Here is a 25,238-nt window from a genome sequence, read left to right as displayed (position 1 = left end):
AGAATGGGGGATCACTGCGCGGCGGCAATGAATTCGTTCAGGGCTGCCTTTGCTTCGAGGGGGAGATCGAGGAATTCGATGCCGAAACCTTCCGGGAGGCTCTTCTTTCTCCGTGTTTCGGAGGTGTTAAGCCAGGCCACCCGGCCCTTCGCCTGAATGATGGCTCCGTTGCCGGGCAGGGCAAAGATGACGTTGACCACTGCATTGATTTCTATGGTGTAATCGGCGGCAATGTAGGCGCCGTGGTTGCTGATGTCGCAGATCTCGCCTGAGAGGCTGACGCTGAAAATGGTGAAGCGCACTTTCGTGCTGCAGTGCAGGCGTTCTTCGCGGCGATCGATCACCGGCAGGTAGTGGCGGGCCAGTTCCAGATAGATGTTGCGGTCCAGGGGCTTGGTAATGAAGCCGTCGCAGCCTGCCTTTCGACAGGCTGCTTCGTCGTCAGCCTTTCCTGCAGTGGTGATTAGGATAACGGTGGTGGATTTCAGGCCGGGATCGGCCTTGATAGCTGAGCAGCACTCGGCACCCCCCATGTTCGGCATATGCAGGTCCATGAAAACCAGATCGGGACGCTTGGCGCGGATGACAGCAAGGGCTTCCGCCCCGTCTTTCGCCGTCAGAATGGTGACGGTCGAGCGTTTCAGGAAACCCTTCTGGATTTCCAGGAACATATTCACATCATCCACCAGCAGGACCTTTGCCATGGGTTTCTCCCGTTTAAGCCGTCACCAGTCGCTTGGCAATGATATCGTGGTTCAACCAGACAACGGGTGCATCGGGCATCCAGGAAAAATCGAACATCAGCCTGCCCACACCGCGGAAAACCTCCTGGGAAAGCACGGCACAGACGATCTCCTTGGGGTTCCTGTTCATGGCGATCAACTTGGCGGAGCTGTTGAGCATCAGCTCCTGCAGGGGGAGGCTGTTGTGCTGCGGCCAGCCGGCCAGGTCCCGGCCGGCGAGGGTTAGAGGGGCGGTGAGATAGTCACGGGCAGTGGCGAGCAGATCGTCAATGCCGATGCCGTCAGCCAGGAGCGCACGGCATTTGTCCTTGACTTCATCGGTGGTGTGTCCGGGGGCCTCTTTCTCCAATGCAGCCAGAAGCATGTAGAGGGAGTTCTCCACCCCGAGGAAAAGTGCGCTTGAGTTGGTGAGGATCTCCGGACAGTTGAAGACGGTAGCCCTGATACCCTCCTTCCATGCCGCCTCGGCAATCTCTTCCAGCCGTATTTTCGCCCAGCCCTGTAGATATGGGGTGTAGGACTGCCAGGTGTAGGCGCCGTCGATGAGCACTTCGCAGCCATGGTAGCCGTAAGCCGTGTAGCGGGCATCGACCTTGTCCCTGAGGCCGGCGGTGGCATCGATCAGGTAGCGGAAGGTGTCGGCAGTGACTTCGTCGAAGCTTATCTGGCACAGCTTACCCAGATCCGAGTTCCAGAAGGCTTCCGAAGAGAGGAAACGCTCCCCCTGTCCCTTGAAGACGCGGTTCAGAAGAGGCATGAAGATGCGCGCCCGCGGGATGCCCCCTGCCATGGAATGAGCGAAGATGACCTTGGCCTCCGGGGGGAGCAGCAAGGCAAGCTCGTCGGCAACGAGGCCGAGGTTGGCCTTGAAGCGTGCGGCACCCTGGCGGCGCGCCTGCTCCACCTCATCCCAATTGAAGGCAACTTTGTCCCACTCGTCCGGTTTTACCCCCTTGAGCTGGTCGGCCACGGAACGGCCGTCGGCACCGCATGGTTCCATATCGAAGCCCGCTTCCAGTGGGATATTGATGATCTTGCCACCGATATTCGCTTCTGCTTCGGTCAGCTCCTCGCCGGTCAACGGGCGCAGGGTGCCGTCGGCATTCCGCCTCCCCACTGTTGTGCCGATGATGGTCATACCGGCCCGGCGTGCCTCATCGACGATGCCGTTGGCGTAGCCCCTGCCGAAAAGCTCGCCGCAGAGGACCAGGACATCTCCTTTTTGGTATTGTGCCGCCGGCGGAAGCTGACGGAGTGCATGATAAGTGGTCATGTCTGCAATATTCCTTTCATGATTCAGTGCTGATGCGAGATCAGAAATCGTCCCGCTTGCTCAGGTTCTCGAACCTGGTATGCTCGCCGAGGAAGGCCAGATCGACGATACCGATGGGGCCGTTCCTCTGTTTGCCGATGATGATCTCCGCCTTGCCCACGTGGCTCTCCTCGCAGGTCATTTCCTTGTTCTTGCATTTCTCGCAGTAGACCGACTCCCGGTAGACGAACATGATGACGTCGGCGTCCTGCTCGATGGCGCCCGATTCGCGGAGGTCGCTCATCATGGGCCGTTTATCGGTCCGGCTTTCCAGACCGCGGTTCAGCTGGGAGAGGGCAACAACAGGCACGTCCAGTTCCTTGGCGAGCGCCTTGAGCGATCTGGATATTTCCGAGATCTCCTGCTGGCGGGATTCCGGATTGGAGCTGCCGCGCATGAGTTGCAGGTAGTCGACGACGATGAGACCGATGTCGTGCTCCGCCTTCATTCGCCGGCATTTGGAGCGCATCTCCAGCACCGAAATGGCGGGGGTGTCGTCGATGAAGATCTTTGCCTCGTGGAGGGAACCTGCCGCCTTGATCAGCTTCGGCCAGTCCGTATCCTGAAAATGGCCGGTGCGCACCCTGCTGGCATCAACCCTTGACTCGGAGCAGAGGAGACGGGTGACAAGCTGTTCCTTGCTCATCTCCAGGGAGAAAACGGCGGCCGGGCACTTGGGCTCCCCGTGAATGGCGGCATGCTGGGCGATATTGAGAGCAAAGGCGGTCTTGCCCATGGACGGGCGGCCGGCAATGATGATCAGATCCCCACGTTGAAAACCGGCGGTCATGGTGTCCAGATCGACAAAGCCGGTGGGAACGCCGGTGACGTGCTCCTTTTTCTCGTAGAGCTGCTCCAGGTTCTTGATGGTGTCCTTGAGGATGGCTCCGACCGGGTAGAAGGCGGGGCGGAGCTTGTTCTCGGATATCTCGAAGATAACCTTCTGGGCGCTGTCCAGCAGCTCTTCCACATCGACCTGGTCCTCGTAGCCCTGGCTGACGATCTCGGTGGCGGCACTGATCAGCTTGCGGGTGATCCCTTTTTCCTTAACAATCTTGCAGTAATAGGCGATGTTGGCCGCCATGGGAACGTAATCCACAAGGGTGGCCAGGTAGGCGCCGCCGCCGGATTCCTCCAGTTCTCCCCGTTTTTTCAGGATCGAGGTAAGGGTGATGAGGTCGCAAGGCTCGTTGCGGTTGTTGAGTTCGATCATTGCCCGCAGGATCTTGCGATGGGATTCCCGGTAGAGATCGTCGGGGGTGATGATCTCCAGTGCCCGGTTGATCGCCTCGTTATCCACGAGAATGCCGCCGAGAATGGACATCTCCGCTTCCAGGCTCTGGGGTGGCATTTTTCTCATATCTGTTGTCTGCATCTGCATATCCGTGCCATGAAACTGCTTGTGAAAATGAAGGGGTCAATATACCCCGCCGCCGTTAAGGGGTCAACAGGAAACCTGTTCCATGAAGGCCAGGGATTTGAGGGGGCGGGTCAGGTGGCAGGCGATTGCTGCGTCGAGAATGGCTCCTGCCTCTGCCAACCCTTCCGGGGGGAAACGGACCAGGCCGAACCTGCCGGTCGAGAGGGAGCGGATGAGGAGGGAGATGGTGTCGCTGGAGACGGGGCGACCGGTTCGGGCGCATGAGCCGCAGAGGATGCCGGTACCTGACGGCGCCAGACGGAGTTGCTGCATCGCTGCCAGTTCGCCATCGCAGCAAGCGCAGCGGGCAAGTTCCGGCTGATAACCTAGCACCTTCAGCAGGTTCGCCTCAAAGAAGCGGCGGTCCGAGGCATCCTGGGGGACGCGATCCAGGTGTTCCAGGTATGCGGTAAGCAGGCGGAAGAGACGGGTATTGGTCTCCCCCTCGGCGACAAGCTGTTCCACCAGTTCGCAGGCATAGGCAGCATGGGAGATCTTTCCCAGCTCTGTTCGGATATGGGGGAAGACGTTGATCACATCAGCCCCGTTCAGAGTGGAAAGGCCATCTTTCAGCGTCACCTGCAGGCGCAGCCTGGCGAATGGCTCCAAGGCACCGCCGAATCTCTTGCGGCTTTTTTTCGCATTTCTGGCCAGCCCCTTCAGTTTGCCCTGCTCCAGTGCAAAGAGGGTGACGATTTTATCCGCTTCCCCGTAATCCATCACGCCGAGTACCACGGCATCCAACTCTATGCTTTGCATGGGCACACGTTATCACCTTGTCCAGCCGGCAGTCAATCTTGCTCGGTTAAGAGAAAAATAATGATAAGACCGATTGACAGGAAAACCTGCAATATGGTATTTGAAATTTACTTTCAGTTTTAAAATTATCAGATGGTAAGTACGTTGTAGTCGATAATTGCGGCTATTGCAAGACGGTATTGTAATGTCAAATGTTAGAAAGTGAAAATCACAATCAGTGGTGGCCGGGCTGCCGCGTGTGAAAAGCACCTCAATAAAGGAGAGAAAAAGTATGAAAAAGTCGTTTGTGATCATGGCGGCCGTAATCATTCTGGCTTCCATGGCCTCCATGGCCAGGGCCGCAACAGTGGAGGAACTGCAGCAGCAGGTGGATGAGCTGAAGAGCCAGGTTAAAGCCATCAAGGCCCCTGCACCGGCGGTCCAGGAGGACGGCGGAGAGGGCTACCTGAAGAAGGTCTGGGACAGGACGCGGTTCGGCGGCTATGGGGAACTGGACTACGCCGTGACCAGGGAAAACGGCAACGGTAAGGGGAGTAATCGTTTCGATCCGCACCGCATAGTCCTTTACGTTAATTCCGATCTTACCGACTGGATTACCCTCAACACGGAACTGGAATGGGAGCACGGCGGGGTCAAGGATGAGTTGACCGACGAGGGGGAACTTTCCGGCGAGGCGGCGGTGGAACAGGCGTTCCTCCAGTTCAAACTGGCGCGGCCGCTGAATTTCAAGGCAGGTATCATGCTGGTGCCGCTGGGGGCAATCAACCTCTACCATGAGCCTACCAACTTCAATTCCAGCGAACGGCCGCAGTTGGACCGGTATCTGATTCCTTCGACCTGGTCGGAGATGGGTGCGGGTGTCTACGGTTCTTTGGGTGACAAGGTGGATTACCAACTGCTGGTGATGAGCGGGCTGGATGGCACGGAGTTTTCGGCAAAGAACGGCATCCGGGAAGGGAAACAGAACCTGAATACGGATATGAACAGGAACAAGGCCATTACCGGCAGGCTTGAAATCCGTCCCGTCACCAACCTCTACACCAACTTCTCTTTCTACACCGCCAATTCGGCAAAGGTAGGCACCGCCTACACCACCATCGCTGCATTTGACGGCAAGTACAGCATCGGGGATTTTGACGTGGCTGGGGAATACGTCCATGTGTACCAGGAAAATCCTGGTGCACTGGGGGTAACCGACATCGGCCACAACATGTCCGGTTACTGGGTTGAAGGGGCCTACCATGTGCTGCCCAAGAGCCTGAAGAAGGGCAAGCTTGCCGATGCCGATGCCCTGGTCTTCGCCCGTTACTCGGAGTTCGATACCCAGCAGGGCACCATCGGCGACCCGAGCAAGGCGAGCGGCAGGTATGACCGTAATTACACCAACTTCGGCATCGTCTTCAAGCCGACCACCACCGTGTCAGTGAAGGCAGATTACCAGATCTACGACGACCACCGGAAGGCGGGGGAGAAAGCCCTGGATAACGATAAGTTTCAGGTAACGCTCGGCTTCGTTTTCTGATCGATACGGTGAAGCAGCAGTGAAAAAGGGCGCCCCTGCTGGGGGTGCCCTTTTTTTTAAAATTCATCTGGGAAATTTCTGAAGACCTTTTAAATAGGAGAAACTACCGTAGGCCCAGACGGGAGAGGAGCAGACCGAGATATCTGTTCAGGGGGTGGCTTCGCTTCAGGGAGGGGAAGAGCGGCGGCCTTCTTTTGCCATAGCGGGTCAGTTCATGGCTGATCATGTTGCCTGTATCGTACTGCATGCCGTTGCGCAGGGTCTCCAGCGCCTTTTCCTTCTCTCCGGCCAGCCAGTAAATCTTCCCCAGGTTGAGGTGCAGAAGGGGGTTGGCCGGATCCGCCGCCAGGGCTTCTCTCGCCATGCCTATGGCTTCGGTCGGCTGCTTCCGCGTTTTTGCCAGGCAGAGCGCCAGGCAGGACAGATTTTCGGGTGTTCGCTCCAGGGTTGCTGCCTGCTCGAAACAGGTTCGGGCAAGATAATCGTGATCATGGTCAAGCGCTTCAAGTCCCTTGTCATGCAGTTCTTCGGCTTCTTTCGATATCATTGCCACACCTCTTACGGAATCGTTCCTTTGGTTGTCCCTGGACCGTTGCTCATTGCCATGTATTGCATCAGCTTCATCTGACCAGCAGCAGGAATGTATAAGAAGGAACATTATCTACAGTCACACTTTCCACTTTGGCGAATGCTTCCGGTATTTGAGGGAAAAATACATCCCCTTCATAGTCCCGGTGGATGACGGTCAGGTAGATCCGGTCCGCCAGGGGGAGTGCCTGGCGATAAAGGTCACCACCCCCGCAGATGAATGCTTCATCCCCATCGCCTGCCAAGTCAATCGCTTCGGCCAACGAGTGGGCGATGAGGCACCCCTCCGCTCGATAGCCCCTCTGCCCGGTGACGACGATGTTTTTCCGTCCCGGGAGTGGTCGGCCGATGCTTTCATAGGTTTTTCGCCCCATGATCACCGGGTGTCCCAGGGTCAGGGCTTTGAACCGTTTCCTGTCGGCAGGGAGGTCCCACGGAAGGGCGTTATGACTGCCGATTACCCGGTTTTCTGCCATGGCGGCTATAAGGGATATGATCATAACATTAGCCACATCAACGCATGGTGACCATTGTGACGCCGTTTCCCCCCTCGTGCTGCTCGCCGACGCGGAATTCCCGCACCAGCGGATGGCCGTCCAGGTGATCGCGCACTCCTCTCATCAAGGCGCCGGTGCCGGTGCCGTGGATGATCTTCACCTCGCCCAATCCTGCTGCGGAAGCCCTGTTGAGGAATGTCTCCAGTTGCGACAGTGCCTCATCCACCCGCAGGCCCAGTAGCCTGAGCTGGTGGGGTGCTTCGGGCTCCTCGGTGAATTTACGGCGCAGTGGAGGTTCCTTGATTTTCACCCCCCGTTTTACCGCCACGTCGCCGGCCGATACCTCCACCTCCCGCTGCCCCACCTTCAGCCGCAACCGCTGTTGCTTCTCGTCGATGCGGACAATGATCGCATCAAAACCGAGGGATTTGACAAAGACGGTATCTCCAGCGGAAAGTTCTGCCAATGATGGTTTCTCATCCCTCAGGTATTCCTGCAGTTTGCGATCAACTTCAGCACCGACCTGATCCAGTTTTTTCAGGGACTCCCGGGATTTTTCCCGGCGAGCCTCGTCCAGAATTGCCCGTGTCTCGCGGCGCACAGCGATAACCACATCTCTGGCCTCGGCAAAGGCTTTGCCCATGGCTTCCCGTTTTGCCTCCTCAGCCTCTGCCAATCGCCGGGAAAGAAGCCTCTCCCGCTCGTCGAGCCGCTGCTCCCTGTTTTCCAGGTCGGCAGTGAGCGCTGCATATCGCTGCCGCTTTTCCTTGAGCTCTGCCAGCAGTGCATGGAACTCAGCCTCACGGCTGCCGATCATTCGCTCGGCAAAGTCGATGACCGTTGCCGGCATGCCGTAACGTCTGGCGATGTCGATGGCGTGGGATTGCCCCGGCTCGCCACTTTGCAGCCGATAAAGTGGAGTAAGGGTGGCATGGTCGAATTCCATGGAAGCATTGGTCATGCCCGGTGTCCGATGGACGAAGGCGACGATATCGGTCAGGTGGGTGGTGGCAATGACCAGCGCCCCCTTTTCCTGGAGCTCCTTCAGCACTCCGCAGGAGATGGCGGCTCCCTGTCCCGGTTCGGTGCCGGTTCCCAGCTCGTCCAGCAGCACGACGCTTCGTCTCCCGGTCTTTCCCAGGATCTCAGCCATGTTTGCCACGTGGGCCGAGAAGGTGGAGAGGCTGCTTTCGATGGACTGGTCGTCCCCCATGTCCACGAGCAGTCTGTCGATCAGGGGAATGGTCGATGAAGGATCGGCCGGGATCGGTATCCCGGACAGGGCCATGGACAGAAGCAGCCCTACCGTCTTCAGGGCGATGGTTTTTCCCCCGGCGTTGGGCCCGGTGACGACCATGACGTTGTCGGCGTCCGGTGGCGTACCGAGGCTGATGTGCAGCGGCACCGGGTCGCGGCCGTTGCCCTTGTTCCGCAGAAGCATCAGCAGTGGATGGCGGGCCTCCCGCAGGCTGATCTCGTTCCCGTCGTTGATGACCGGTGCGTGCGCTCCAAGCTCCTCGGCGAAACGGGCGATGCTGTTCAGGGTATCCAGCCGGACCAGGACCTGGAACTCATCGTGAATGGCATCAGCTGCCTGGCGGATCTCGCCGCAGATGGCCCGGATGATTCGGATCTCCTCTCCTTTGATCTCTGCACCCAGATTTTCCAGCTCGTTGGCGAGGCCGATTATTTCCAGAGGCTCCATGAAGGCGGTTTCACCGGTGTTGGAGACATCGTGGACAACTCCCGCCACCATCCCCTTGGAATCCATGCGTACGGGAATGACCCATCTCCCACTGCGCTGGGTGACGAACTCGTCCTGGAGAAAAAGGGCGATCTTCGGCTCGCGGATGATCTCCTCCAGCCGCTTCCTGATCCGGGCCGTCAGGTTCCGCTTTTTGCCCCGTAGCTCCATAAGCAGCGGTGAGGCCGAGTCCAGGATGTTTCCCTCGAAATCCAGGGTCATCTCAAGCCGGTCGAGGAGGTGAGGAAAACCGGTGAGATTTCCCGCCAGCTCCTTGAGGAGCGGTATGTCGTTGCGGTAGGCGAGCTGTTTCGCCAGGGCCGAGAGCACCTGGAAAAATGGGGTAAGGATGGCCAGGTCGTGGTGGTCGAGCACGGCCCCTTCGGGGCGCACCGCCTCCAGGAGCGGTGTTATGTCCTCAAAGGGGGATAGACGCAGGGGAACCCGGATTTGGACCAGTCGCCTGATTTCCCCGATGCGGCCGAACTGCTGTTCCAGGAGGTCTCTGTCTGGAAATGGGCGGATGTGCGTGATGGCGGTGCGGGAAGGGGTGCTGTTGGCGAAGCCGGCAATGAAGGAAAGGATCTTTTCGAATTCAAGCAGGTGCAGGGAATCCTTTTTGATCATTGTTTCTCCGGGACGCGATGCAGGATGGGGATTTTTGCCAGTGCCGCTTCTCTGGTTGCTTTATCCGCGCCCAGTTTGGTCATGCCCGTCATGAAGCCTATCAGCTCCAGGAATTGCAATGCATCGGCGATCACTCCGGGGCAGTGATCTGCAGTGGACGGCTGGTTGTCGGTGCTGTAAACGAGCATCTTGTCGTTTTCCGTAAGGACGATTGCCACATATACAAGGAACCGTTCTCTCCGTTTCAGGGCGCAGACGTAGCCTTTGCAATTCTGGGTCGGATGTCCTTCCAGCGCCACTCGTGCCAGGTTGGACGATGCATGCACTTCAATTATCTCGTCTTCGCCGGAATACTCAACGTTCTTAATGTCGGGGGCAAAGGTGAAGGTACTGCCGCTTCCCTCCGCAGTGGAATTGTTGCAGAAGAAGGAGCCGTCATTGTCGTTGTCGAAGTTGAGGGGTTCGCTCCCTGCCGCTACTGGTGGGCCGCCGTAATCGATGGGATTCGAAGCGGTCATGGCTGCCCTTTTCCAGGCACCCATTGATGAGACGGAAACGTTCAATTCGCCTGAGGGTGCTGTTTTGCGGCCATAGGGTTTCTCCTTTGGCCTGTCTTTTCCATCATCAGGGACGGGGAAAGCCGCTGCATCCCTGTGGAGGGCTTCGATTTTCAGCCGTTCCTCTTCTGCTTTGAGCCTCAGGGACATCAGGCGGTCCGTTTCCGCTTTGAGGCGTGCCGCTTCTTCTGCTGCAGCCTTCCATTCGGCTTCCGCCTTCGCTTTTTCCTCGCGCAGTCGCTCTATTTCCGCCCTATGCAGGCTGACATCGACGCCAACAGATTCATCTTCCTTTTGTGCGCCTGCCGGTACTGTTTCCGGAGCCTCGGCCTTATCCCCCGGGGGAGAGAGGATGGGCTCGCCGGCGGCTTCCACCGGTTCATCCGGGAGAATTTCAAGGTCTTCCGGAGCGATGTCTCCCTTCTGATAGGCAGCTTTTTCGGCGAGGATCTTTTTCTCGAGAATTTTCTCGATCATGGCCCGCTCTGCTTCGGCGGCTTCCAATGCGCTCCGCAGCTCTTCGGTTTTTGCCGTCAATAACTCCTGGACTGCTGTCTTTTCTGCGGCAGCAGCGTCCGCTTCTTTTTCTGCACTGACCGAGCGATCCAGGGCACGCTGCTCGAACTGGCCGATGACCTCTACCGTTTCTTCGGCAGCAGTCCGTTCCTCGTGGTTTTTTTTGGCAGTGCGGGCCTCGGCCTCCGCCTGTCTGCGGGCAGCATTCTCTTCCTCGGTTTTTTGGAGCAATATCTGCTCTGCTTCCGTGCGTGCTGCAGTGGCAGTTGCATGGCGCTCCTGTGCTGCAGCGGCTCTTTGTTCCGAGAGATGCTCTTCCTCAAGCAGCTTGGCCAGTTTTTCCTCAGCGGCAATTTTCTCGGCTCGGGCTTTTTCGGCAGATTCCCGCTCTTCCGCGATCACCCGTGCCGCATTGTCTTCCTTTTCCGTCAATGTGGCAATGAGCTGTTCTGCGGCAAGTTTTTCTGCTTCAAGTTTTTCCTGGAGCGAGCGCGCCGCGTCGGCTTTTTCCGCCACCATCTTTTCCGCTTCCTGCCGTTCCTCCGTGGCGAGCTCTGCCAAGCGGCGGGTCTCCTCGGCCCTGATGCGAGCGGCTTCCTCGGCAGCCTTGCGTTCCTCCTCGGCCTTGATGCGAGCGGCTTCCTCGGCAGCCTTGCGTTCCTCCTCGGCCTTGATGCGAGCGGCTTCCTCGGCAGCCTTGCGTTCCTCCTCGGCCTTGATGCGAGCGGCTTCCTCGGTGGCCTTGCGTTCCTCCTCGGCCTTGATGCGAGCGGCTTCCTCGGCGGCCTTGCGTTCCTCTTCGGCCTTGATGCGAGCGGCTTCCTCGGCGGCCTTGCGTTCCTCCTCGGCCTTGATGCGAGCAGCTTCCTCGGCGGCCTTGCGTTCCTCCTCGGCCTTGATGCGTGCAGCCTCCTCGGCAGCCTTTTGTTCCTCCTCGGCCTTGATGCGTGCAGCCTCCTCGGCAGCCTTTTGTTCCTCCTCGGCCTTGATGCGTGCCGCCTCTTCGGCAGCCTTGCGTTCCTTTTCGGCCTTGATGCGTGCGGCTTCTTCTGCTGCTTTGCGTTCCTTTTCAGCCTTTGCCTTTGCAGCATCTTCCGCAGTTTTCCGCGCGGCTTCCTGTGCCTCTTCGGCTTCTTTGGCCGCTGTCTTTTCTGCCGCCGCCTGCTTTTTCGCCGCCGACCGTCCGGCACTGAGCGGCCGGATAACGCGGACGCCACGGAATACCACTTCTCTCAGGGCCGTGCTGTAATTGAGGGGCACATGCTCCATCTGGAAACCCATTTCTTTAAGGAAATCCAGGGCCTCCTCCAGTACTATCTCCGGCCCCGCCAGGACGGCTGCCTCGTCTGCAGCCGTATAAACCAGTGCTTTCTTGCTGTTGACGGCAACCAGGGTAACATAAACCTGTTGCGCATCTTCTTCTTTGACGGTGCAGATGAAGGCATCGTATCGCTGTTTGGGAAGCCCTTCCGGGGTGATGACAACTGCGGATAGGGATTTATGGAGATCTACGATGTCAGATTCCGCCGCTTCAATACAATCCATCGATTCTTTCAGGGTCAACATGGAACGACTCCATAGGGGAAGTGCATTGATAATAGCATTAAAAATTATAACTTCGTCATAAATCTACAGAAACCAGCTGACCGGGGCGCAGACCCGCTCCATCATCCGCACCAGCCAGCCGCGCCGTTCGTGCTCGGCAAGGACGATCCTCCTCGATCGTGCCAGGTCTGCCATGAGCATCTGGGAGACTTGGGCGCCGAAAGATGGGCTGTCGACAATGACGTTGACTTCATAGTTGCGATGAAAGCTGCGCTGGTCCAGGTTGGCCGATCCGATGACCGACCAGCAGTTGTCGATGAGCATGACCTTGGCATGAAGGATGGTGCCCTGCCGCTCGTAGATTTCGATGCCGCTTTTCAGCAGGGAGGCATAGTAGGTTCTGCTGACCAGTCTGACGATGGGGACGTCGCTTTTTGCGGGGAGGATGAGGCGTACCTGCACCCCTCGGCCGACGGCGCGAAGCAGCGACCTGATTACCCGCGGTCCCGGGACAAAGTAGGGATTGGCGATGATGATGCTCTCGGAGGCGCCGGCAATGGCCATGCGGAAGGCGCTGCGAATGAAAGACCGATTGTGGTGGGGGCCTCCATTGACAATAAGTACTTCGTCCTCTCCCGCATTGGCCACCACATAAGGGTCCGCGCAGCCTTCGGGTATGGTTGCCCGCTCCCTGTGCCAATTTTCCCGGAACAGCCGGTTCAGTTCGGGTACTGCCGGGCCCTCCAGGCGAACGCCCAAATCACGCCAGCGGTCGAAATTTTCGCCGGAGCCTCCATATTCATCGCCGATGTTCAGTCCGCCAGTAAAGGCCATTCTGCCGTCTATGACGGCGATTTTGCGGTGGTCTCGCTTATCGAACCAGCCGATGCTCTTGTTGAAGGCGGGGGGATTGAACGGGCAGCAGACGACTCCCCCTTTTTCAAGTCTGCGGAAATAGGCACTGGGGGTATCGAAGCAGCCGATGTAGTCGTAGAGGAGATAAACTTTCACGCCTCGTGCGGCGGCGCGAATGATGGCATCGGCCAGGGCACGGCCGGTATTGTCGTCGCGGATCAGGTAAAATTCAAGGCAGATGACCAGTTCTGCCCGGTCGAATGCCTGGAAGAGGGCCAAGAAGAATTCTTCCCCATGCCTGAAGAGCTCCACCCGGTTTCCCCTGGAGGCAGCGGCTTCGGTGTTCCTTCTGAACAGGTTGAAGAAGCGGGGGGTGCGAAAGATGCGATATTTTCTTTTCCGCCGCAAAAGGGACATGGGAATCAGCCGTTACAGGTGAGATGAACGTCTTTGGGGATTATATATTCGCTCTCCGGGAAAAGTAAAGGCGCGGCCTTGAGCCGCGCCTCCTTGTCTGGATGCGATCAGACGGAAATTACTTCCGTAACTCCCGGTACCTTTTCTTTCAGGGTTTTCTCTATACCCATCTTCAGTGTCATGGTGGACATGGGGCAGTGGCCGCATGCGCCGACCAGCTTGACCCTGACCTTGCCGTCGTCGCTGACATCCACCAGCTCAACATCGCCGCCGTCAGCCTGTAGGCTGGGGCGGATCATATCCAATACTTTTTTGACTTCTTCGATCATGGGGTTCTCCTTTTAATGTACGTTGCCGGCTATTATAGACCGTATTGGTGCCATTCATCAAGCCTTTCCGGGCACGCCCGGATTGGTGAGGGGATATGGGTCGAGGATCCTGGACAGTTCTTCCGGTGACAGGAGGTTTCGGGCAAGGATGACCTCTTTGATGCTTCGTCCCGTTGCGGTTGATTCCCTGGCCACTTCTGCTGCTGCTGCATAGCCCACGTAAGGGGCAAGGACGGTTGCCAGTCCTACCGACTCTTCCAGGAACCGGCGGCAACGGTCCTCGTTGGCCGTGATCCCCGCGATGCAGGTTTCCCTGAACTGGCGAATGGTGTTTTTCAGGATCTCCAGGGAAAAGAGGAGGTTGTGAGCGATAAGGGGCATCATGACGTTCAGTTCCATCTGACCTGCCTGGGCGGCAAGGGTAATGGTCGTATCGGCCCCGATCACCTGGAAGCAGACCATGTCGGTTACTTCGGCCATGACCGGGTTGACCTTGCCGGGCATGATTGAAGAGCCCGGCTGCAGCGCGGGAAGATTTATCTCGTTGAAGCCGGTCCTTGGCCCGGAGGAAAGCAGGCGCAGGTCGTTGGCGATTCTGATCAGGTTCACGGCAAGTCCCTTGAGGGCGGAACTGAGGGCCACGAATGGATCCATGTTTTGGGTCGTCTCGATGAGGTTGGCCGCGTTCTTCAGTGGCAGGAGGGTGTCAGCGGCAAGTTCCTCGACGACGAACTTGATGTACGCCGGTTCGGCATTGAGTCCGGTCCCCACGGCGGTTCCCCCCAAACCAATCTCGCAGAGGCCCGGCAGACAACGGTCGAGGCAGGCCCGGTTTTTCTCCATGGCGAGGGCATAGGCTTCGAACTCCTGGCCGAGGCGGATCGGCACTGCATCCTGCAGGTGGGTGCGCCCCGACTTGAGAATGTGGTCGAATTCCCGTCCCTTGTTGCGCAAGGCATCGCGCAGCCTGTCCAGTTCTTCTCCCAGGAGAATGGCCATACGCAGGGAAGAGAGGCGCATGGCAGTGGGGAAGACATCGTTGGTGGACTGGGCCATGTTCACATGGTCGTTGGCATTGACCCTGTCATAGCTGCCGAGCGGGCTGCCGAGCAGCTCGTTGGCCCGGTTGGCCAGGACTTCGTTGACGTTCATGTTGTGGGAGGTACCGGCCCCTGCCTGAAAGGGATCGACGACGAAATGGCCATCGTAGGTGCCGGCCAGGGCCTCGTCGGCAGCCCGGATGATGGCGGCGGCAATATCCTTGTCCAGTCGGCCGGTGGCCATGTTTGCCTTTGCTGCGCATTTCTTGATGATCAGCGTTCCCCAGACCAGGGCCGGGTGGGGCTTTAGTCCCGATATGGGAAAGTTGGCCACGGCACGGGCCGTCTGTGCCCCGTAGTATGCCCCGGCGGGGACCTGGACGGGGCCGAGGGTATCTTTTTCCTGGCGGTATGACATGGGCTTTGTCCTTACTCGAACGTCAACTCCGACGTTATATCTTTTCCCTGGCCAGAAATTGGGCCAGGGAGAGCAGTTCGATGACATTGTTGGCGAGAAAGACGGCGCTTCCCCTTTCGGCGGGGATGCGCAGGTCGACGTCGTACCGGTCGCCGATGAAGAGGCATTCCGTGGGGTCTCTGCCGATCAGCCTGTAGATGGTGCCGATGGCTTCAGCATCGGGTTTCGGCCGCCAGTTGTCTTCGATGGTGAAGATCCTGGCAAACAGCCCCTTGACGCCGATCAACTCCATGATGCTGTTGGAGAGCCGCAGATTGTTGTTTGTGTAGATATACATTTCGTACTTGTCGGCCAGCCCCTTGAGCATCTCTGGAACTCTGCGGTCGCGGGAGAGGAAGTCGGCGGGTCTGATTTCATCGGCAAAGCGGGTGTGCAGGGTGCGCAGATCGCCACCCAGGGCGAGAATGGTGTGGCTCAGGGTGGAATCCAGGCCAGTTGCCTGTGAGAGGTCGCGCCGTGTCTGGTTTATGAGCTCGGCGGCCTCCTCGGCGGAAATATTTTTCAAATCGGAGACGTATCTGCAGGCGGCACGGGATATTTCCATCCCCAGGTCGTTGTTCACATAGAGGGTGCCGTCCAGGTCGAAGATCAGGGCTTTGATGTCGCTTTGCACGGGAGAGGCTTCCTTTCTTAGAGGTTATTGAAAAAGTGTTGCGGACGTTTTCACAACCTGCTAGGTCGCGCATCTGCCGGTTTTTGCCGGCATCAGCTGATTTTGCTCCGTGATTAACGCTAAAAGTCTAGCAACCGGACACTCCACTGTCAAAGTTTTCCCCAGTCCCTCATGCAGAGAAGCTGCGGGTCTTCGACCCCTTTTGCCTGAATCAGGACGCGAAAGGTGTCCCCCATGCCGCCATCGGGTAGCATGAGTTTTTTCAGCGCCAGGCGCGTCTTGAGGAGCTCCGTCTCAGTGGCACCGCTTGTTTCCAGGGCGAGCATCTCTTCCATGAGCCCGGCACCCAGGAGAAAACGGTACTGTTCGCCGAGCCATGCCTTACGCAGCCCCCATCTCTCCCCTTCCTTGATCAGAGCGGTGAAATTGACGTGACTGGTGATATCCTGTTTTCCCACCCGTGTGTACGGATCTTCGCAGGTGGTGTGCTGGTAGTAGCAGAGCAGGGTACCGTTCTTGCGGACCGGTGCGTAGAGCTCGTCCGCCTCGTAGCCGTAATCGATGGTCATGATAAAGCCCCGATCCAGCGCATTGGCCACCGATTGCAGCCAGTCGAGTGCCGCCAGATTTATCTCTGCCCGCTGCCCCGCCAAAAGCGCCACGTCGCTTTCCTTGAGGTATTCGGCCAATGCCGGCGTGGAAGGCTCATCGAGCATTTCGCCGAACTCCCCATCGATGGCGGTCACATAGACCTCCATGAGTCCTGCCGGTGTCATTTCCACCAGGTGCACAGGCATGGCATCGATCAGCTCATTTGAGAGGAGGCAGCCGGTGAAGTGCAGACTGCCGTCGGCCAGCTCCTCCGGCGAGGACCAGGCGAGACGGGAAAGATGGCCGGCCAGCTTTTCCTGCTGGGCTGCCTTCAGGGTCGGTTCCTTTTCCACCAAGCGATAGGTCAGGACATCATAGAAGGGCCGATTGATTTCGGCGATGGTTTCGAGGATATCCGCGGCCAGTTGACCACCGCCCGCTCCCGCTTCGACAATGGCAAAATCTGCCGGCGAGCCTAAGAGTTCCCACATGCGGCAGATTTCTCTGGTAATGAGGCGGCCGAACATGAGATGGACATTCATGCTGGTGTAGAAATCCCCTTCTGCCCCCACTTTGCGCCCGGGGGAGGTGTAATAGCCTAGCCCCGGCTCGTAGAGACAGGCGGCCATGAAATCGGCGAAGGTCAGGCGCCCCGCCTTGGCGATCCGGGCGAGGAGCAGATTTTTAAGTTCTGTATCGGTGGTGCTTTCCATCGGGTCTCCTGAAAAATGACTTATAAAACATGGCTTGTGGCTTGTCAATGCAATGAGCGGCGGGAATCAAGGGGATGTCGGACCGGCTCCATAGAGGGCGGCCATTCCCACGACCGTCGCCTGCATCTCCTCCCGCAGGTCGGCCGGTTCCAGGACCTCCGCATGTCGTCCATAGGAGAGAATCCAGGCGACCATTTCCATCCTCCCCCCAGCCCTGAAGGAAAGGATGATGCTGCCGTCCTTTTCTCGGCGTATGGTTTGCGTTGGATGCCAGAGTCGATCGCTGATGGCGTGGGCAATGGTGGGGGAAAAGCGGATACTGACAGAAATCGGTGCTTCTTCCACCATGCCGAAAGCCGATTTGAACTGCTCTTCGGGCCGAAAATCCTCGGGCATCTCGAAGCGCTCCCTGGTCACCATGACAGTTTTGATGCGTTCGGCGGCGAAGGTGCGGATTGCCCGGCGATTGTGGGCGTAGCCGAGCAGGTAAAGCCCTCCCTTGTTGTAGATGAGGGTGTAGGGATCGACCTGGTATTCTTCGGCGGACTTCTTGGCTGGTGCCCAATAGTTGATGATCAGCCGGTATTGGTAGAGCAGGGCATCACGGATGTCCTTGAGTTGCTCCGCAATGCCGCTGTAGTCGCGCCCCCCCTGTAAGAGCGGCAGGGATACACGGGCGATACGGTCCATGTGAGCAGCGTAGCGGGGGGGGAGGACCGAGTTGACCTTATGGAAGATGGCCTCCATGTCGTCATGGAAGGAGGTCCCCTTTAGAAAGTCCAGCTGGGAGCGGAGAAAGGAAAGTGTCATCAGCTCCTGGAGGGTGAAATTGACAGGGGGGACGTCCTTAAAGCGGGTGAGGAAACGGTAGGCCTTGGAGCCGTTGACCCAGTCGGATACCAGCGGGTAGCCCGCCTCCTGGATGGCATTGAGGTCGCGGTGAATGGTGCGGCGGTTGACGCCGCTTTCTTCGGCCAGTTCCTCGATGGTGATGCCGTGGCGCGCCTCGATGAGCCGGATGATGTCATGGAGCCGCGCCGCCTGGGAGTACTTCTTTGCCGGCTTACCCTTCTGCATGCGGCTCCTGTCCTCCCTCGCTGGCAGGTTTCTTCCGTCTTGGGCGTCGCCGCCGCTTTTTCTTTATTTCCTCGCCTTCTGCGGCTGCTTTTTCGGCAGCGCTTTCCGTCGGCTTGGCAGGGGCCTTCCCTCCCGATTTGCCATGGTTTCTTCCCTTCGGTTTGCCTGCCGGTTTCGGTTCCGGCTTCGGCCGCGGCTTGGTCCGCTTGTAATCGTGGACGAACAGCTCGTCTTCGGCCCATTCCACCGGGATCTTTTCCTTGATGTACTCGTGAATGTCTTCGATATGGAAGGCGCCGTCTTCGTCGGCAAGGGAGATGGCCTTTCCTTCGGCCCCTGCCCGGGCTGTACGGCCGATGCGGTGGACATAATCCTCCGGGTCCTGGGGAAGATCGTAGTTGATCACATGGGATACCCCTTCGATATGCAGGCCGCGGGAGGCCACGTCGGTGGCGATCATGACCGGGAGCTTGCCGCTCTTGAAATCCTCCAGGATGCGCATCCGTTTGCGCTGCTCAACATCCCCGGATATGACCCTGGCCGGAAAATCGTTGGCGTTGAGCCGGTCATAAAGATATTCAGCCTCCCGTTTGGTATTGACGAAGATCATCGTCCGTCCCATTCCCTCTTGCCTGAGAAGACCGAGAAGCAGCGGGAATTTCTCCTTCCTGGCCACATGGTAAAGGACCTGCTCCACCCGCTCTGCAGTCATCTGCTTCGGGGTGACCGCCACCTTTTCCGGGACATTCATGAACTCATAGGCCAGCTCCATGACCCGCTGGTTAAGGGTGGCGGAAAACATCAGGTTCTGCCTGGCATCGAAGGGGGGAAGGCGGCGCAGGATGAAACGCAGGTCGGCAATGAAGCCCATGTCGAACATGCGGTCCGCCTCGTCGATGACCAGCGCCTCGATGTGCTTCAGGCTGTAGACCTTCTGCTTCAGGTAGTCAATGAGCCGCCCCGGGGTGCCGATGATGACGTCCACCCCTTCCTTGAGGGCGTTTTTCTGCTTCATGTAATCGACGCCGCCGTATATGGCCTGGATGGTGAACCCGGCGTACTTGCCCAGTTCCTGGGCATCCTTTTCGATTTGCACTACGAGTTCTCTGGTGGGGGCCAGGATCAGTGCCCGGGGGTGATGTTCCCCTTCGACCTTTTCCCGCTTCAAAAGCTTGGTAAAGAGGGCGATGAGGAAGGCGGCGGTTTTGCCGGTGCCAGTCTGGGCCTGCCCTGCCACGTCTTTTCCCAGAAGCGCCAGCGGCAGGGCCTTTTCCTGGATGGGGGTGCAATCGGTGAAGCCGGTTTCGGCGATGCCCTTCAGCACCTCTTCCGGCAGGTTCAATTCGGTGAATTTCATAGTTTGGTTCCTTTTCTCCCTTATTTCAAGAGGATATCATTAGCATAGCCTCGAGCAAATGACAACGGAAGACTCATCGGAATTGTGCGCCGTCATTGGGGAAACGACTGCTGTGTGCCTGGGGGTAGCGGTGAAGTGGAGGAACGATAAAACATTTGTGCAAATTATGGTTAATCAGAGGTTTGACGTTTGCTGCATTGCATAGTAGGCTTTTTTTGTAGAGCATGTTTCATGGAACAACCGCACGTGACGATGGATGTCTTCCCGGAGACTGACGCAATGAAGATGCTCGTGCTTTCATCATTGGCATTCTTTATTTTAAGCGGCTGCGGGTCGAATGGTAATGGGAACAGTACTGCACCGGTTAGTACAACGCCGCTGCCGACACTCACCCCTGTAGCGACTGCAAGTCCGACACCTTCTCCTGGTGCCACACCCACCCCCGTCGCGACACCAACCCCGACAGCCACACCAAGTGCGACGCCGACACCTACACCGACGTCAAGTCCGACACCAACGCCAAGTCCGACACCGACGTCAAGTCCGACACCGACGCCAAGTCCGACACCGACGCCAAGTCCGACACCGACGCCATTTCCGACACTGACACCGTTCCCAACACCGACACCTTTCCCAACGCCGACACCGATTCCAACTTCGACTCCTATACCGATGTCGGCTCCAAGCCCAGCGCCGGTTCCGAGTCCAGCGCCTACACCGGCTCCAGCCCCGACACCGGCTCCGGCCCCGACACCGGCTCCAACATAAAAATCCGACCCGGGAGATGAGTCAAAGGTGACAGGTTACCATGGCTGTTATCCAACGCCATGCCGGCAAGAGCTGTAACGTTCCCATGCTGATTGATTATAGAAAGCCCCTTCTCCCATACTCTTTCCTATGGTATGGTACGTCCCAAACAACAAAAAGGACGTAACGAGTGCAATCCTTCATCCACATCGAATCACCCAACTATCTCAAATCGGACAATTTGACCAGCCCTGCGGACTGGGGGGCCGTCTTCGGTAACGACCGCTCCCTGGCCCTGGAGATTGGTTGCGGTATCGGCGATTTCATGGTGAAAACGGCCATGGACAAGCCGGAGACCAACTTTATCGCCATCGATTACTATAACAAGGGGTGCTACAAGACCTGCCGCCGTATCGACAAGCACGAATTAACCAACGTGCGGGTGCTGCGGGAAGAGGCGCGGCAGTTTATTTTCGAGCGGATCGCCAAGGGCTCTTTGTCTGCGGTCTACATCAACTGTCCTGACCCGTGGCCGAAGAAGAAGCACCGCAAGCGTCGGTTGGTTAACCGCCAGTTCATGGAGTTCCTCCGGGAATATCTGGTGCCGGGGGGCGATTTTTATTTTGCCACCGATTTTGACGACTACGGCATTGATGTGGCGGGAATGCTTCCGGGCGTGGAGGGGTTCGAGAATTGCCTGGCGCCGGACCTCTACGTGCACGACCTGCCCGGCTACCACCTCTCCAAGTACATGCTCAAGTTCATGGCCGAAGGAAAGCGGATCTACTTCGTCCATTACCGGAAGAGCTAGTATTACGAGAGTTAGTACTTTCCTGAAACGAAAAAGCCGGCCATCTTTGCGATGCCGGCTTTTTTTCGTCGGGAATCCAATAAAAGACAGTGTGACATCGTCCATTCGCTCTGTCGCCACAGCTGCGGACCTTGCGGTGTCGCCCCTGTAATGACGCCGATGCTTGAAGTGACTGATCCTCTACGCTCAACATACGGCGGGTGTCCGCTCGCCGCTGTAGCTCGTCACTCACTCCCGATGCACGACTGTCTTTCAGGAAATGTCTTCTGATGCCTTTTTATATTGCAGCTTGCGCATCAGGTGCAGCCGGATCATGTCCTCGAAGGCCGCATCGCCGCTTCCTTCATAGACCAGCGACGATCCGATCTCGGCTGCCAGAATGGCGAAGAGGTATTTCTGCGGCAGTTTGCCGATCCGCTGCCGGTAGCGGGGTTCCTCCCGGAGCATGCGGGGAAGGTGGTTGAGGATTGCCTTGCGGAACAGGGGCTGCAGGCACAGCTCGGGCCGGCTCTGGAAAAACCTGAAGATACGGGCGTAGTGACCGTTGATCTCACCGCTCAGGGCATCGGATATATCGGTGTAAAGGAACAGCGGGGCTTCCCGGTGCCGTTTCAGGATGATCCGGGCTTCATCGGCAGCGCGTTTCTCCAGAATCTCCAGCACGTCAGCCACATACCGCTCCTTGTGCTCCATGAACTCATGCTCGGAAAGGAGCAGGTTGGCGATGATTTCGTAGGAGGAGGAGATGACGCCGCACTTGTTGGCGGAGGCATCACGCATGATGATGACCCCTTTTTGCTGCAGCTGGACGCGTGCTTCCGGCGTCAGGAACGAATTGGCCCCCTCGACGATGACCCTGGACGACGGCCGGCCGTCGTCCAGAAGATACTGCTGCCAAGTGTCCCGGTCGATGGTTTCCGGCCGACCCCCCGCCGGGATGAAGAGGTCCGCCTCGACTGAAAAGGGTAGGCTGTCGAACTCCCGGTGGAAGTCATCGAGGGAGATCCACTCCTCAACCAAGCCGGAACCGGTTTTCGTTACCTTGCGGTAGAGCTCTTTCAGCCCTTCTCTGCGGCTGCCGCTGCGAAAGAGCATGCATCCGCCCGGGTGCAACGCCGCCGGGTCGAAGGCATGCAGGTCCTCCTTCAGGAGAATCCGTCGCAGTTCCGTCCGGTCCGCCCCCTGTGGATCGGAGAGGGCCGCCGTGCCGTCCAGGATGAGGCGGATGGACATCTGCGGGCAGCGGTCGAGCAGGATGCGCAAGGCGTTGCCAGCCACGTCGCCGTTGGGGCCACCGGTGAACTTGACGCTGAAGGGATCTTTCCCCATGGATATGCCGATCTCTTCCATGGTGATCTCGGCGAAGCGCACCACCCCCGTTGAAGTGACGCCGTACTGTTTGTGGTTGATCCCCACCCTTTTGCTGGAGATGATGCCGATTCCCAGCAGATAACCCCTCTGCCGCGAGAGTTTTGCGATATTCTCGATCATGGTGTCGTGCATGTTCTCATCGGGACCGATCTCGATGGGCTCATCCTCCCGATAGTAGTCCACTACCCGGCTGTCGCGGGCAATGCCGCCGTCGGTGATGAAAATGTCGAGAAATGCATTGATGATGCCGTATTGCAGCTTGTAGAGACGCCAGGTCTCAATCTCCCGCTCCCGCGGGTTGAGATCGGAGACATTCAGGACCACTGCCAGCTTTGAGCCCCCCTCATAGATGTCCTTGTTTTTCAGGTGCTGGGTATGGGCGAGGACGAAGGTTTCCCGTAAGAGGGTATTGACCGCCGCACGGTAATCGTCGTCATTGCGGGCGATGATGGTCCTCCAGCCTCCTCGGGCAATGTCGGAAAAGCCCAGGTGGTAGCCGAAGCCGAAGCGGCTGAAGAAGAAAGTGACACGAAAAGGTATGGCCTGGGGCAGATCGGCGGTGAACTCGGTTCCGAGCGCGGTCAGGTAGGCTGGGTCCAGGCGAAAGGCCAGGGCCTGCTTTTCAAGGACGAAAAAGTTGGTCTTGAGGGTATGGGTGATGAGCAACAGGCAGCAGTTGAAGATAGTCCGCCGCACCTCGTCCAGGTGTCTGTGGCCGGTGTTGTATTCGTCCACCTCGCGTTTTGCTTCGGCGAGCAATGTCTCATATCCGGCGCCAGCGGCCTCCGCCGGGTCAAAACGAGCCCGGAAAAGCCTGACCAGCTGCAGGGCTATCTCCGGGTGGGCATTAAAGGCGCTTTCCACCTCCGCCTCATCGAACCGGTCCGGCTGGTTGTGGGAGAGGTTGGTGTGGCAGAAGGCGACGAAAGCGCCGATCAGGGAAGCATCTTCGCCGCTGAGCAGGCTGCTCATGACGAAGTCCCGGTACAGCCGGGATGTGGTGGACAATACCTGGGTGTTGTAAAGTTCCTGCTGCAGGCGCGTGAAAATCTGATCCTCCTGTGCCAGCGAGCCACCGTCCCGGTGCAGCACATAGAAGGTCCCGAGGAAATAGGGGTGGACGCCGTTGGAGATGGTCAGGCAATAGGCGCGGTTGACGGCCAGGGACAGCCGCTTGAAGACTTCCATGACCTGGAAGAGAAAGTCCTTCTGCGGAGGATTGCCGACGGCAAAAAGAACTCGTGATTCCTTCCCCCCCGGCAGTTGCTCAAGTCCCAGGTATAACCCTCCCTGCCGGTTTGCCCGCTGGAACAGCTGTAGAATCCGTGCTACCCGTACGGGTGGCGAGACTCCGACATATTTTTCGTTATTCAACCAAAGGATGTGAAGCAGTCGATCCATATCCTTCAGGTCGAAGTCCGGAAAGCGCTTTTTCAGCTCCGTGGCAATCCTTTTGCGGATGGGTTCCGGTACCGCCACATCCTTGCCGGCAGCGATCTCCTCGTTGCTCTTGCGGTCGAATTCGAAACGCTGGATCTCCAGAAGCTGTTCCATTTCCGGCATCGGCCCGTTTGAGTGGGTGAACATGGCATAGGAGATGTCCCGCTCCTGAAAACGGCGTAGCGAGTCGTAGAGCGTTCCCGGGCCGTTCACCATGGCCATGATGAAGGTCTTTTCCCGGTCGGACAGAATCAGCCTGCGATTTTCCCGCAACGTCCCCAGTCCTTTTTCCAGCAGGACAAGAGCATGGGGCTCATCCTTCATGGAAACGAAAAAATATGGATTCATCTCCTCTTTGAGCCAGCGGCGGTTTTCCTGTTCGCCTCCTGCCCAACTGATCGGACTTTTCATGGGTATTTCCCTCCAGGTGCCGGGTGTGGCCTCATTGTGCTACCTGAAGTATATCCTTAATTAGAAAATGCGCCAGAGCTTGTGAAGGGTGAAGGGTGAAGGGTGAAGGGTGAAGGGTGAAGGGTGAAGATAAAAAAAGCCCCGGTTTCCCAAGGGCTTATCATTTTCATATTTGTCGGAGTTAAACCCTGGTGACGTTTGCTGCCTGGAGCCCCTTGGGTCCCCTGGTTACCTCGAAGGTTACCTTATCGCCTTCGGTGAGCGACTTGAATCCATCACCGGTTATGGCAGAAAAATGGACGAATACGTCTTCACCGTTCTCCTGCTCGAGAAATCCGAACCCCTTGCTGTCGTTAAACCATTTTACCGTGCCTTTTTCCATTACTTTTTTTCTCCTGGTTGATGTGATTTTATCCGGTGCATTGCCGGATATTGTAAAAACTCTAACAAAGAAAACCGGCTTGTCAAAAGAGTGCTAATTATATTTATTTAATTGTATAAAGCAAGGAAAAAGTCACAGCATGCCGTCCCGAGAAAGGGAATCGATGATGTCACCCGCCAGATCTTTGCTGACGCTGACCGCATTGCCCGGCTCGGTACTCTCAAAGGTTGCCGCCCAGACCAGCTTGCCGCTGGCCGTATCGAAGAGGTGGACCTGGATGGTGGCAACGTTGTAAGTGGTGACGACGGGTGGCTCGTAAAAGGTGGCAGCGCCCCCGTAATAGCCGTACATGTCCCAGTAGGGAAAGGCCGACGGGTACCAGTAGCCGGGATAGTTATCCATGTAGCCGGGCTGGACATTGGTCCTTTTTTCCATGCCGGTGGTCTGAATGGAGAGGATTGCCTCGGCTCCCGATTCCCGCACCGCATTTTCCAGGGCCTGTCTTTTTGCCAGAGTGTCCCCGTTTTTCATGTACAGGTGAGCGGGCACCGCATCGACTCCCCGCTGTTTCAGTTCCGCGCTTACCACGTCTTCATATATCTGCTGATTGCTGCGATTTTGGGTTACCCGCGAAACTAGGAGCTTCTGGTATTTTTTACCCTGGCTTGGCGCATGCCAGCTATCGACCATATGGGTTGCCGCACAAGAAGTGAGAAACAGCATCAGCACCAGAAGCACCGGTAATTTTGCATGGAATGGCTGCATGTGGAAACCTC

The 25,238-nt window shown here is 57.6% G+C and carries 20 protein-coding genes; 2 read left to right on the top strand and 18 right to left on the bottom strand.

The annotated features are described in order from the left end of the window. Positions 1-11: 11 nt before the first annotated feature. The 4 genes from ML541_RS09300 to recO form a co-directional block, all read right to left on the bottom strand. Positions 12-704, bottom strand: coding sequence for a response regulator (locus ML541_RS09300; RefSeq protein WP_243372494.1), 693 nt, complete (start codon positions 702-704; stop codon positions 12-14). Between the two features lie 13 nt (positions 705-717). After that, entirely contained in the window at positions 718-2,016 is a 1,299-nt protein-coding gene (locus ML541_RS09295; protein ID WP_243372493.1) for a hypothetical protein, read from the bottom strand. A gap of 40 nt (positions 2,017-2,056) precedes the next feature. Further along, a complete protein-coding gene (gene dnaB, locus ML541_RS09290) occupies positions 2,057-3,430 on the bottom strand; it encodes a replicative DNA helicase (RefSeq protein ID WP_243372492.1) in 1,374 nt (457 codons plus the stop codon). Between the two features lie 69 nt (positions 3,431-3,499). Next, positions 3,500-4,234 (bottom strand): DNA repair protein RecO, encoded by a 735-nt coding sequence (recO, locus tag ML541_RS09285; protein WP_243372637.1) that lies wholly within the window; start codon positions 4,232-4,234, stop codon positions 3,500-3,502. Positions 4,235-4,505: 271 nt separating this feature from the next. On the opposite strand from recO, the gene ML541_RS09280 reads away from it, so the two are divergent. After that, positions 4,506-5,756 (top strand): porin, encoded by a 1,251-nt coding sequence (locus ML541_RS09280; RefSeq protein WP_243372491.1) that lies wholly within the window; start codon positions 4,506-4,508, stop codon positions 5,754-5,756. Positions 5,757-5,859: 103 nt separating this feature from the next. Here ML541_RS09280 and ML541_RS09275 read toward each other — a convergent pair whose 3' ends face one another. The 11 genes from ML541_RS09275 to ML541_RS09225 form a co-directional block, all read right to left on the bottom strand. Beyond that, positions 5,860-6,303: a tetratricopeptide repeat protein gene (locus ML541_RS09275; protein ID WP_243372490.1), complete on the bottom strand. Its 444-nt coding sequence runs from the start codon at positions 6,301-6,303 to the stop codon at positions 5,860-5,862. Between the two features lie 73 nt (positions 6,304-6,376). Beyond that, positions 6,377-6,844 carry a dihydrofolate reductase gene (locus ML541_RS09270; protein ID WP_243372489.1) on the bottom strand — a complete coding sequence of 156 codons (468 nt, stop codon included), beginning with the start codon at positions 6,842-6,844 and terminating at the stop codon, positions 6,377-6,379. Positions 6,845-6,857: 13 nt separating this feature from the next. Further along, positions 6,858-9,212: an endonuclease MutS2 gene (locus tag ML541_RS09265; protein ID WP_243372488.1), complete on the bottom strand. Its 2,355-nt coding sequence runs from the start codon at positions 9,210-9,212 to the stop codon at positions 6,858-6,860. Beyond that, the gene (locus tag ML541_RS09260) at positions 9,209-11,851 is read right to left on the bottom strand and encodes a hypothetical protein (protein ID WP_243372487.1); all 2,643 of its coding nucleotides are present in this window, start codon (positions 11,849-11,851) and stop codon (positions 9,209-9,211) included. The genes ML541_RS09265 and ML541_RS09260 overlap by 4 nt, the downstream gene beginning before the upstream one ends. A gap of 63 nt (positions 11,852-11,914) precedes the next feature. Then, the gene (locus tag ML541_RS09255) at positions 11,915-13,102 is read right to left on the bottom strand and encodes a phospholipase D-like domain-containing protein (RefSeq protein ID WP_243372486.1); all 1,188 of its coding nucleotides are present in this window, start codon (positions 13,100-13,102) and stop codon (positions 11,915-11,917) included. A 107-nt stretch (positions 13,103-13,209) separates the two neighbouring features. After that, positions 13,210-13,431 (bottom strand): NifU family protein, encoded by a 222-nt coding sequence (locus ML541_RS09250; protein WP_243372484.1) that lies wholly within the window; start codon positions 13,429-13,431, stop codon positions 13,210-13,212. A 57-nt stretch (positions 13,432-13,488) separates the two neighbouring features. After that, a complete protein-coding gene (locus ML541_RS09245; protein ID WP_243372482.1) occupies positions 13,489-14,889 on the bottom strand; it encodes an aspartate ammonia-lyase in 1,401 nt (466 codons plus the stop codon). Between the two features lie 34 nt (positions 14,890-14,923). Then, entirely contained in the window at positions 14,924-15,562 is a 639-nt protein-coding gene (locus ML541_RS09240; protein ID WP_243372480.1) for an HAD family hydrolase, read from the bottom strand. Positions 15,563-15,711: 149 nt separating this feature from the next. Then, a complete protein-coding gene (locus ML541_RS09235; protein ID WP_243372478.1) occupies positions 15,712-16,866 on the bottom strand; it encodes an SAM-dependent methyltransferase in 1,155 nt (384 codons plus the stop codon). A gap of 66 nt (positions 16,867-16,932) precedes the next feature. After that, a complete protein-coding gene (locus ML541_RS09230; RefSeq protein WP_243372475.1) occupies positions 16,933-17,943 on the bottom strand; it encodes a transcriptional regulator in 1,011 nt (336 codons plus the stop codon). Continuing rightward, complete coding sequence (locus ML541_RS09225; protein WP_243372474.1) at positions 17,930-19,300, bottom strand: DEAD/DEAH box helicase; 1,371 nt, start codon at positions 19,298-19,300, stop codon at positions 17,930-17,932. The genes ML541_RS09230 and ML541_RS09225 overlap by 14 nt, the downstream gene beginning before the upstream one ends. A 937-nt stretch (positions 19,301-20,237) precedes the next feature. Here ML541_RS09225 and trmB point away from each other — a divergent pair. Beyond that, positions 20,238-20,858 (top strand): tRNA (guanosine(46)-N7)-methyltransferase TrmB, encoded by a 621-nt coding sequence (gene trmB, locus ML541_RS09220; RefSeq protein WP_243372473.1) that lies wholly within the window; start codon positions 20,238-20,240, stop codon positions 20,856-20,858. Positions 20,859-21,110: 252 nt separating this feature from the next. On the opposite strand, the gene ML541_RS09215 is transcribed toward trmB, so the two are convergent. From ML541_RS09215 to ML541_RS09205, 3 genes are all read right to left on the bottom strand, one after another. After that, positions 21,111-24,080 carry an NAD-glutamate dehydrogenase domain-containing protein gene (locus tag ML541_RS09215; RefSeq protein WP_243372472.1) on the bottom strand — a complete coding sequence of 990 codons (2,970 nt, stop codon included), beginning with the start codon at positions 24,078-24,080 and terminating at the stop codon, positions 21,111-21,113. 181 nt (positions 24,081-24,261) lie between these two features. After that, the gene (locus tag ML541_RS09210; RefSeq protein ID WP_243372471.1) at positions 24,262-24,462 is read right to left on the bottom strand and encodes a cold-shock protein; all 201 of its coding nucleotides are present in this window, start codon (positions 24,460-24,462) and stop codon (positions 24,262-24,264) included. 132 nt (positions 24,463-24,594) lie between these two features. Next, complete coding sequence (locus tag ML541_RS09205; protein WP_243372470.1) at positions 24,595-25,227, bottom strand: DUF4136 domain-containing protein; 633 nt, start codon at positions 25,225-25,227, stop codon at positions 24,595-24,597. Between the last annotated feature and the right edge of the window lie 11 nt (positions 25,228-25,238).

Source organism: Geotalea sp. SG265, from assembly GCF_022808985.1.
In the GTDB taxonomy this organism is placed as follows: Bacteria; Desulfobacterota; Desulfuromonadia; order Geobacterales; family Geobacteraceae; genus Geotalea.
This window is presented reverse-complemented; position numbering and strand designations above follow the sequence as displayed.

Excerpts from the sequence above, each read along its gene's own strand:
- ML541_RS09300 (WP_243372494.1), bottom strand. The coding sequence starts at position 704 with ATGGCAAAGGTCCTGCTGGTGGATGATGTGAATATGTTCCTGGAAATC.
- ML541_RS09295 (WP_243372493.1), bottom strand. The coding sequence starts at position 2,016 with ATGACCACTTATCATGCACTCCGTCAGCTTCCGCCGGCGGCACAATAC.
- dnaB (WP_243372492.1), bottom strand. The coding sequence starts at position 3,430 with ATGCAGACAACAGATATGAGAAAAATGCCACCCCAGAGCCTGGAAGCG.
- recO (WP_243372637.1), bottom strand. The coding sequence starts at position 4,234 with ATGCAAAGCATAGAGTTGGATGCCGTGGTACTCGGCGTGATGGATTAC.
- ML541_RS09280 (WP_243372491.1), top strand. The coding sequence starts at position 4,506 with ATGAAAAAGTCGTTTGTGATCATGGCGGCCGTAATCATTCTGGCTTCC.
- ML541_RS09275 (WP_243372490.1), bottom strand. The coding sequence starts at position 6,303 with ATGATATCGAAAGAAGCCGAAGAACTGCATGACAAGGGACTTGAAGCG.
- ML541_RS09270 (WP_243372489.1), bottom strand. The coding sequence starts at position 6,844 with ATGATCATATCCCTTATAGCCGCCATGGCAGAAAACCGGGTAATCGGC.
- ML541_RS09265 (WP_243372488.1), bottom strand. The coding sequence starts at position 9,212 with ATGATCAAAAAGGATTCCCTGCACCTGCTTGAATTCGAAAAGATCCTT.
- ML541_RS09260 (WP_243372487.1), bottom strand. The coding sequence starts at position 11,851 with ATGTTGACCCTGAAAGAATCGATGGATTGTATTGAAGCGGCGGAATCT.
- ML541_RS09255 (WP_243372486.1), bottom strand. The coding sequence starts at position 13,102 with ATGTCCCTTTTGCGGCGGAAAAGAAAATATCGCATCTTTCGCACCCCC.
- ML541_RS09250 (WP_243372484.1), bottom strand. The coding sequence starts at position 13,431 with ATGATCGAAGAAGTCAAAAAAGTATTGGATATGATCCGCCCCAGCCTA.
- ML541_RS09245 (WP_243372482.1), bottom strand. The coding sequence starts at position 14,889 with ATGTCATACCGCCAGGAAAAAGATACCCTCGGCCCCGTCCAGGTCCCC.
- ML541_RS09235 (WP_243372478.1), bottom strand. The coding sequence starts at position 16,866 with ATGGAAAGCACCACCGATACAGAACTTAAAAATCTGCTCCTCGCCCGG.
- ML541_RS09230 (WP_243372475.1), bottom strand. The coding sequence starts at position 17,943 with ATGCAGAAGGGTAAGCCGGCAAAGAAGTACTCCCAGGCGGCGCGGCTC.
- ML541_RS09225 (WP_243372474.1), bottom strand. The coding sequence starts at position 19,300 with ATGAAATTCACCGAATTGAACCTGCCGGAAGAGGTGCTGAAGGGCATC.
- ML541_RS09215 (WP_243372472.1), bottom strand. The coding sequence starts at position 24,080 with ATGAAAAGTCCGATCAGTTGGGCAGGAGGCGAACAGGAAAACCGCCGC.
- ML541_RS09210 (WP_243372471.1), bottom strand. The coding sequence starts at position 24,462 with ATGGAAAAAGGCACGGTAAAATGGTTTAACGACAGCAAGGGGTTCGGA.
- ML541_RS09205 (WP_243372470.1), bottom strand. The coding sequence starts at position 25,227 with ATGCAGCCATTCCATGCAAAATTACCGGTGCTTCTGGTGCTGATGCTG.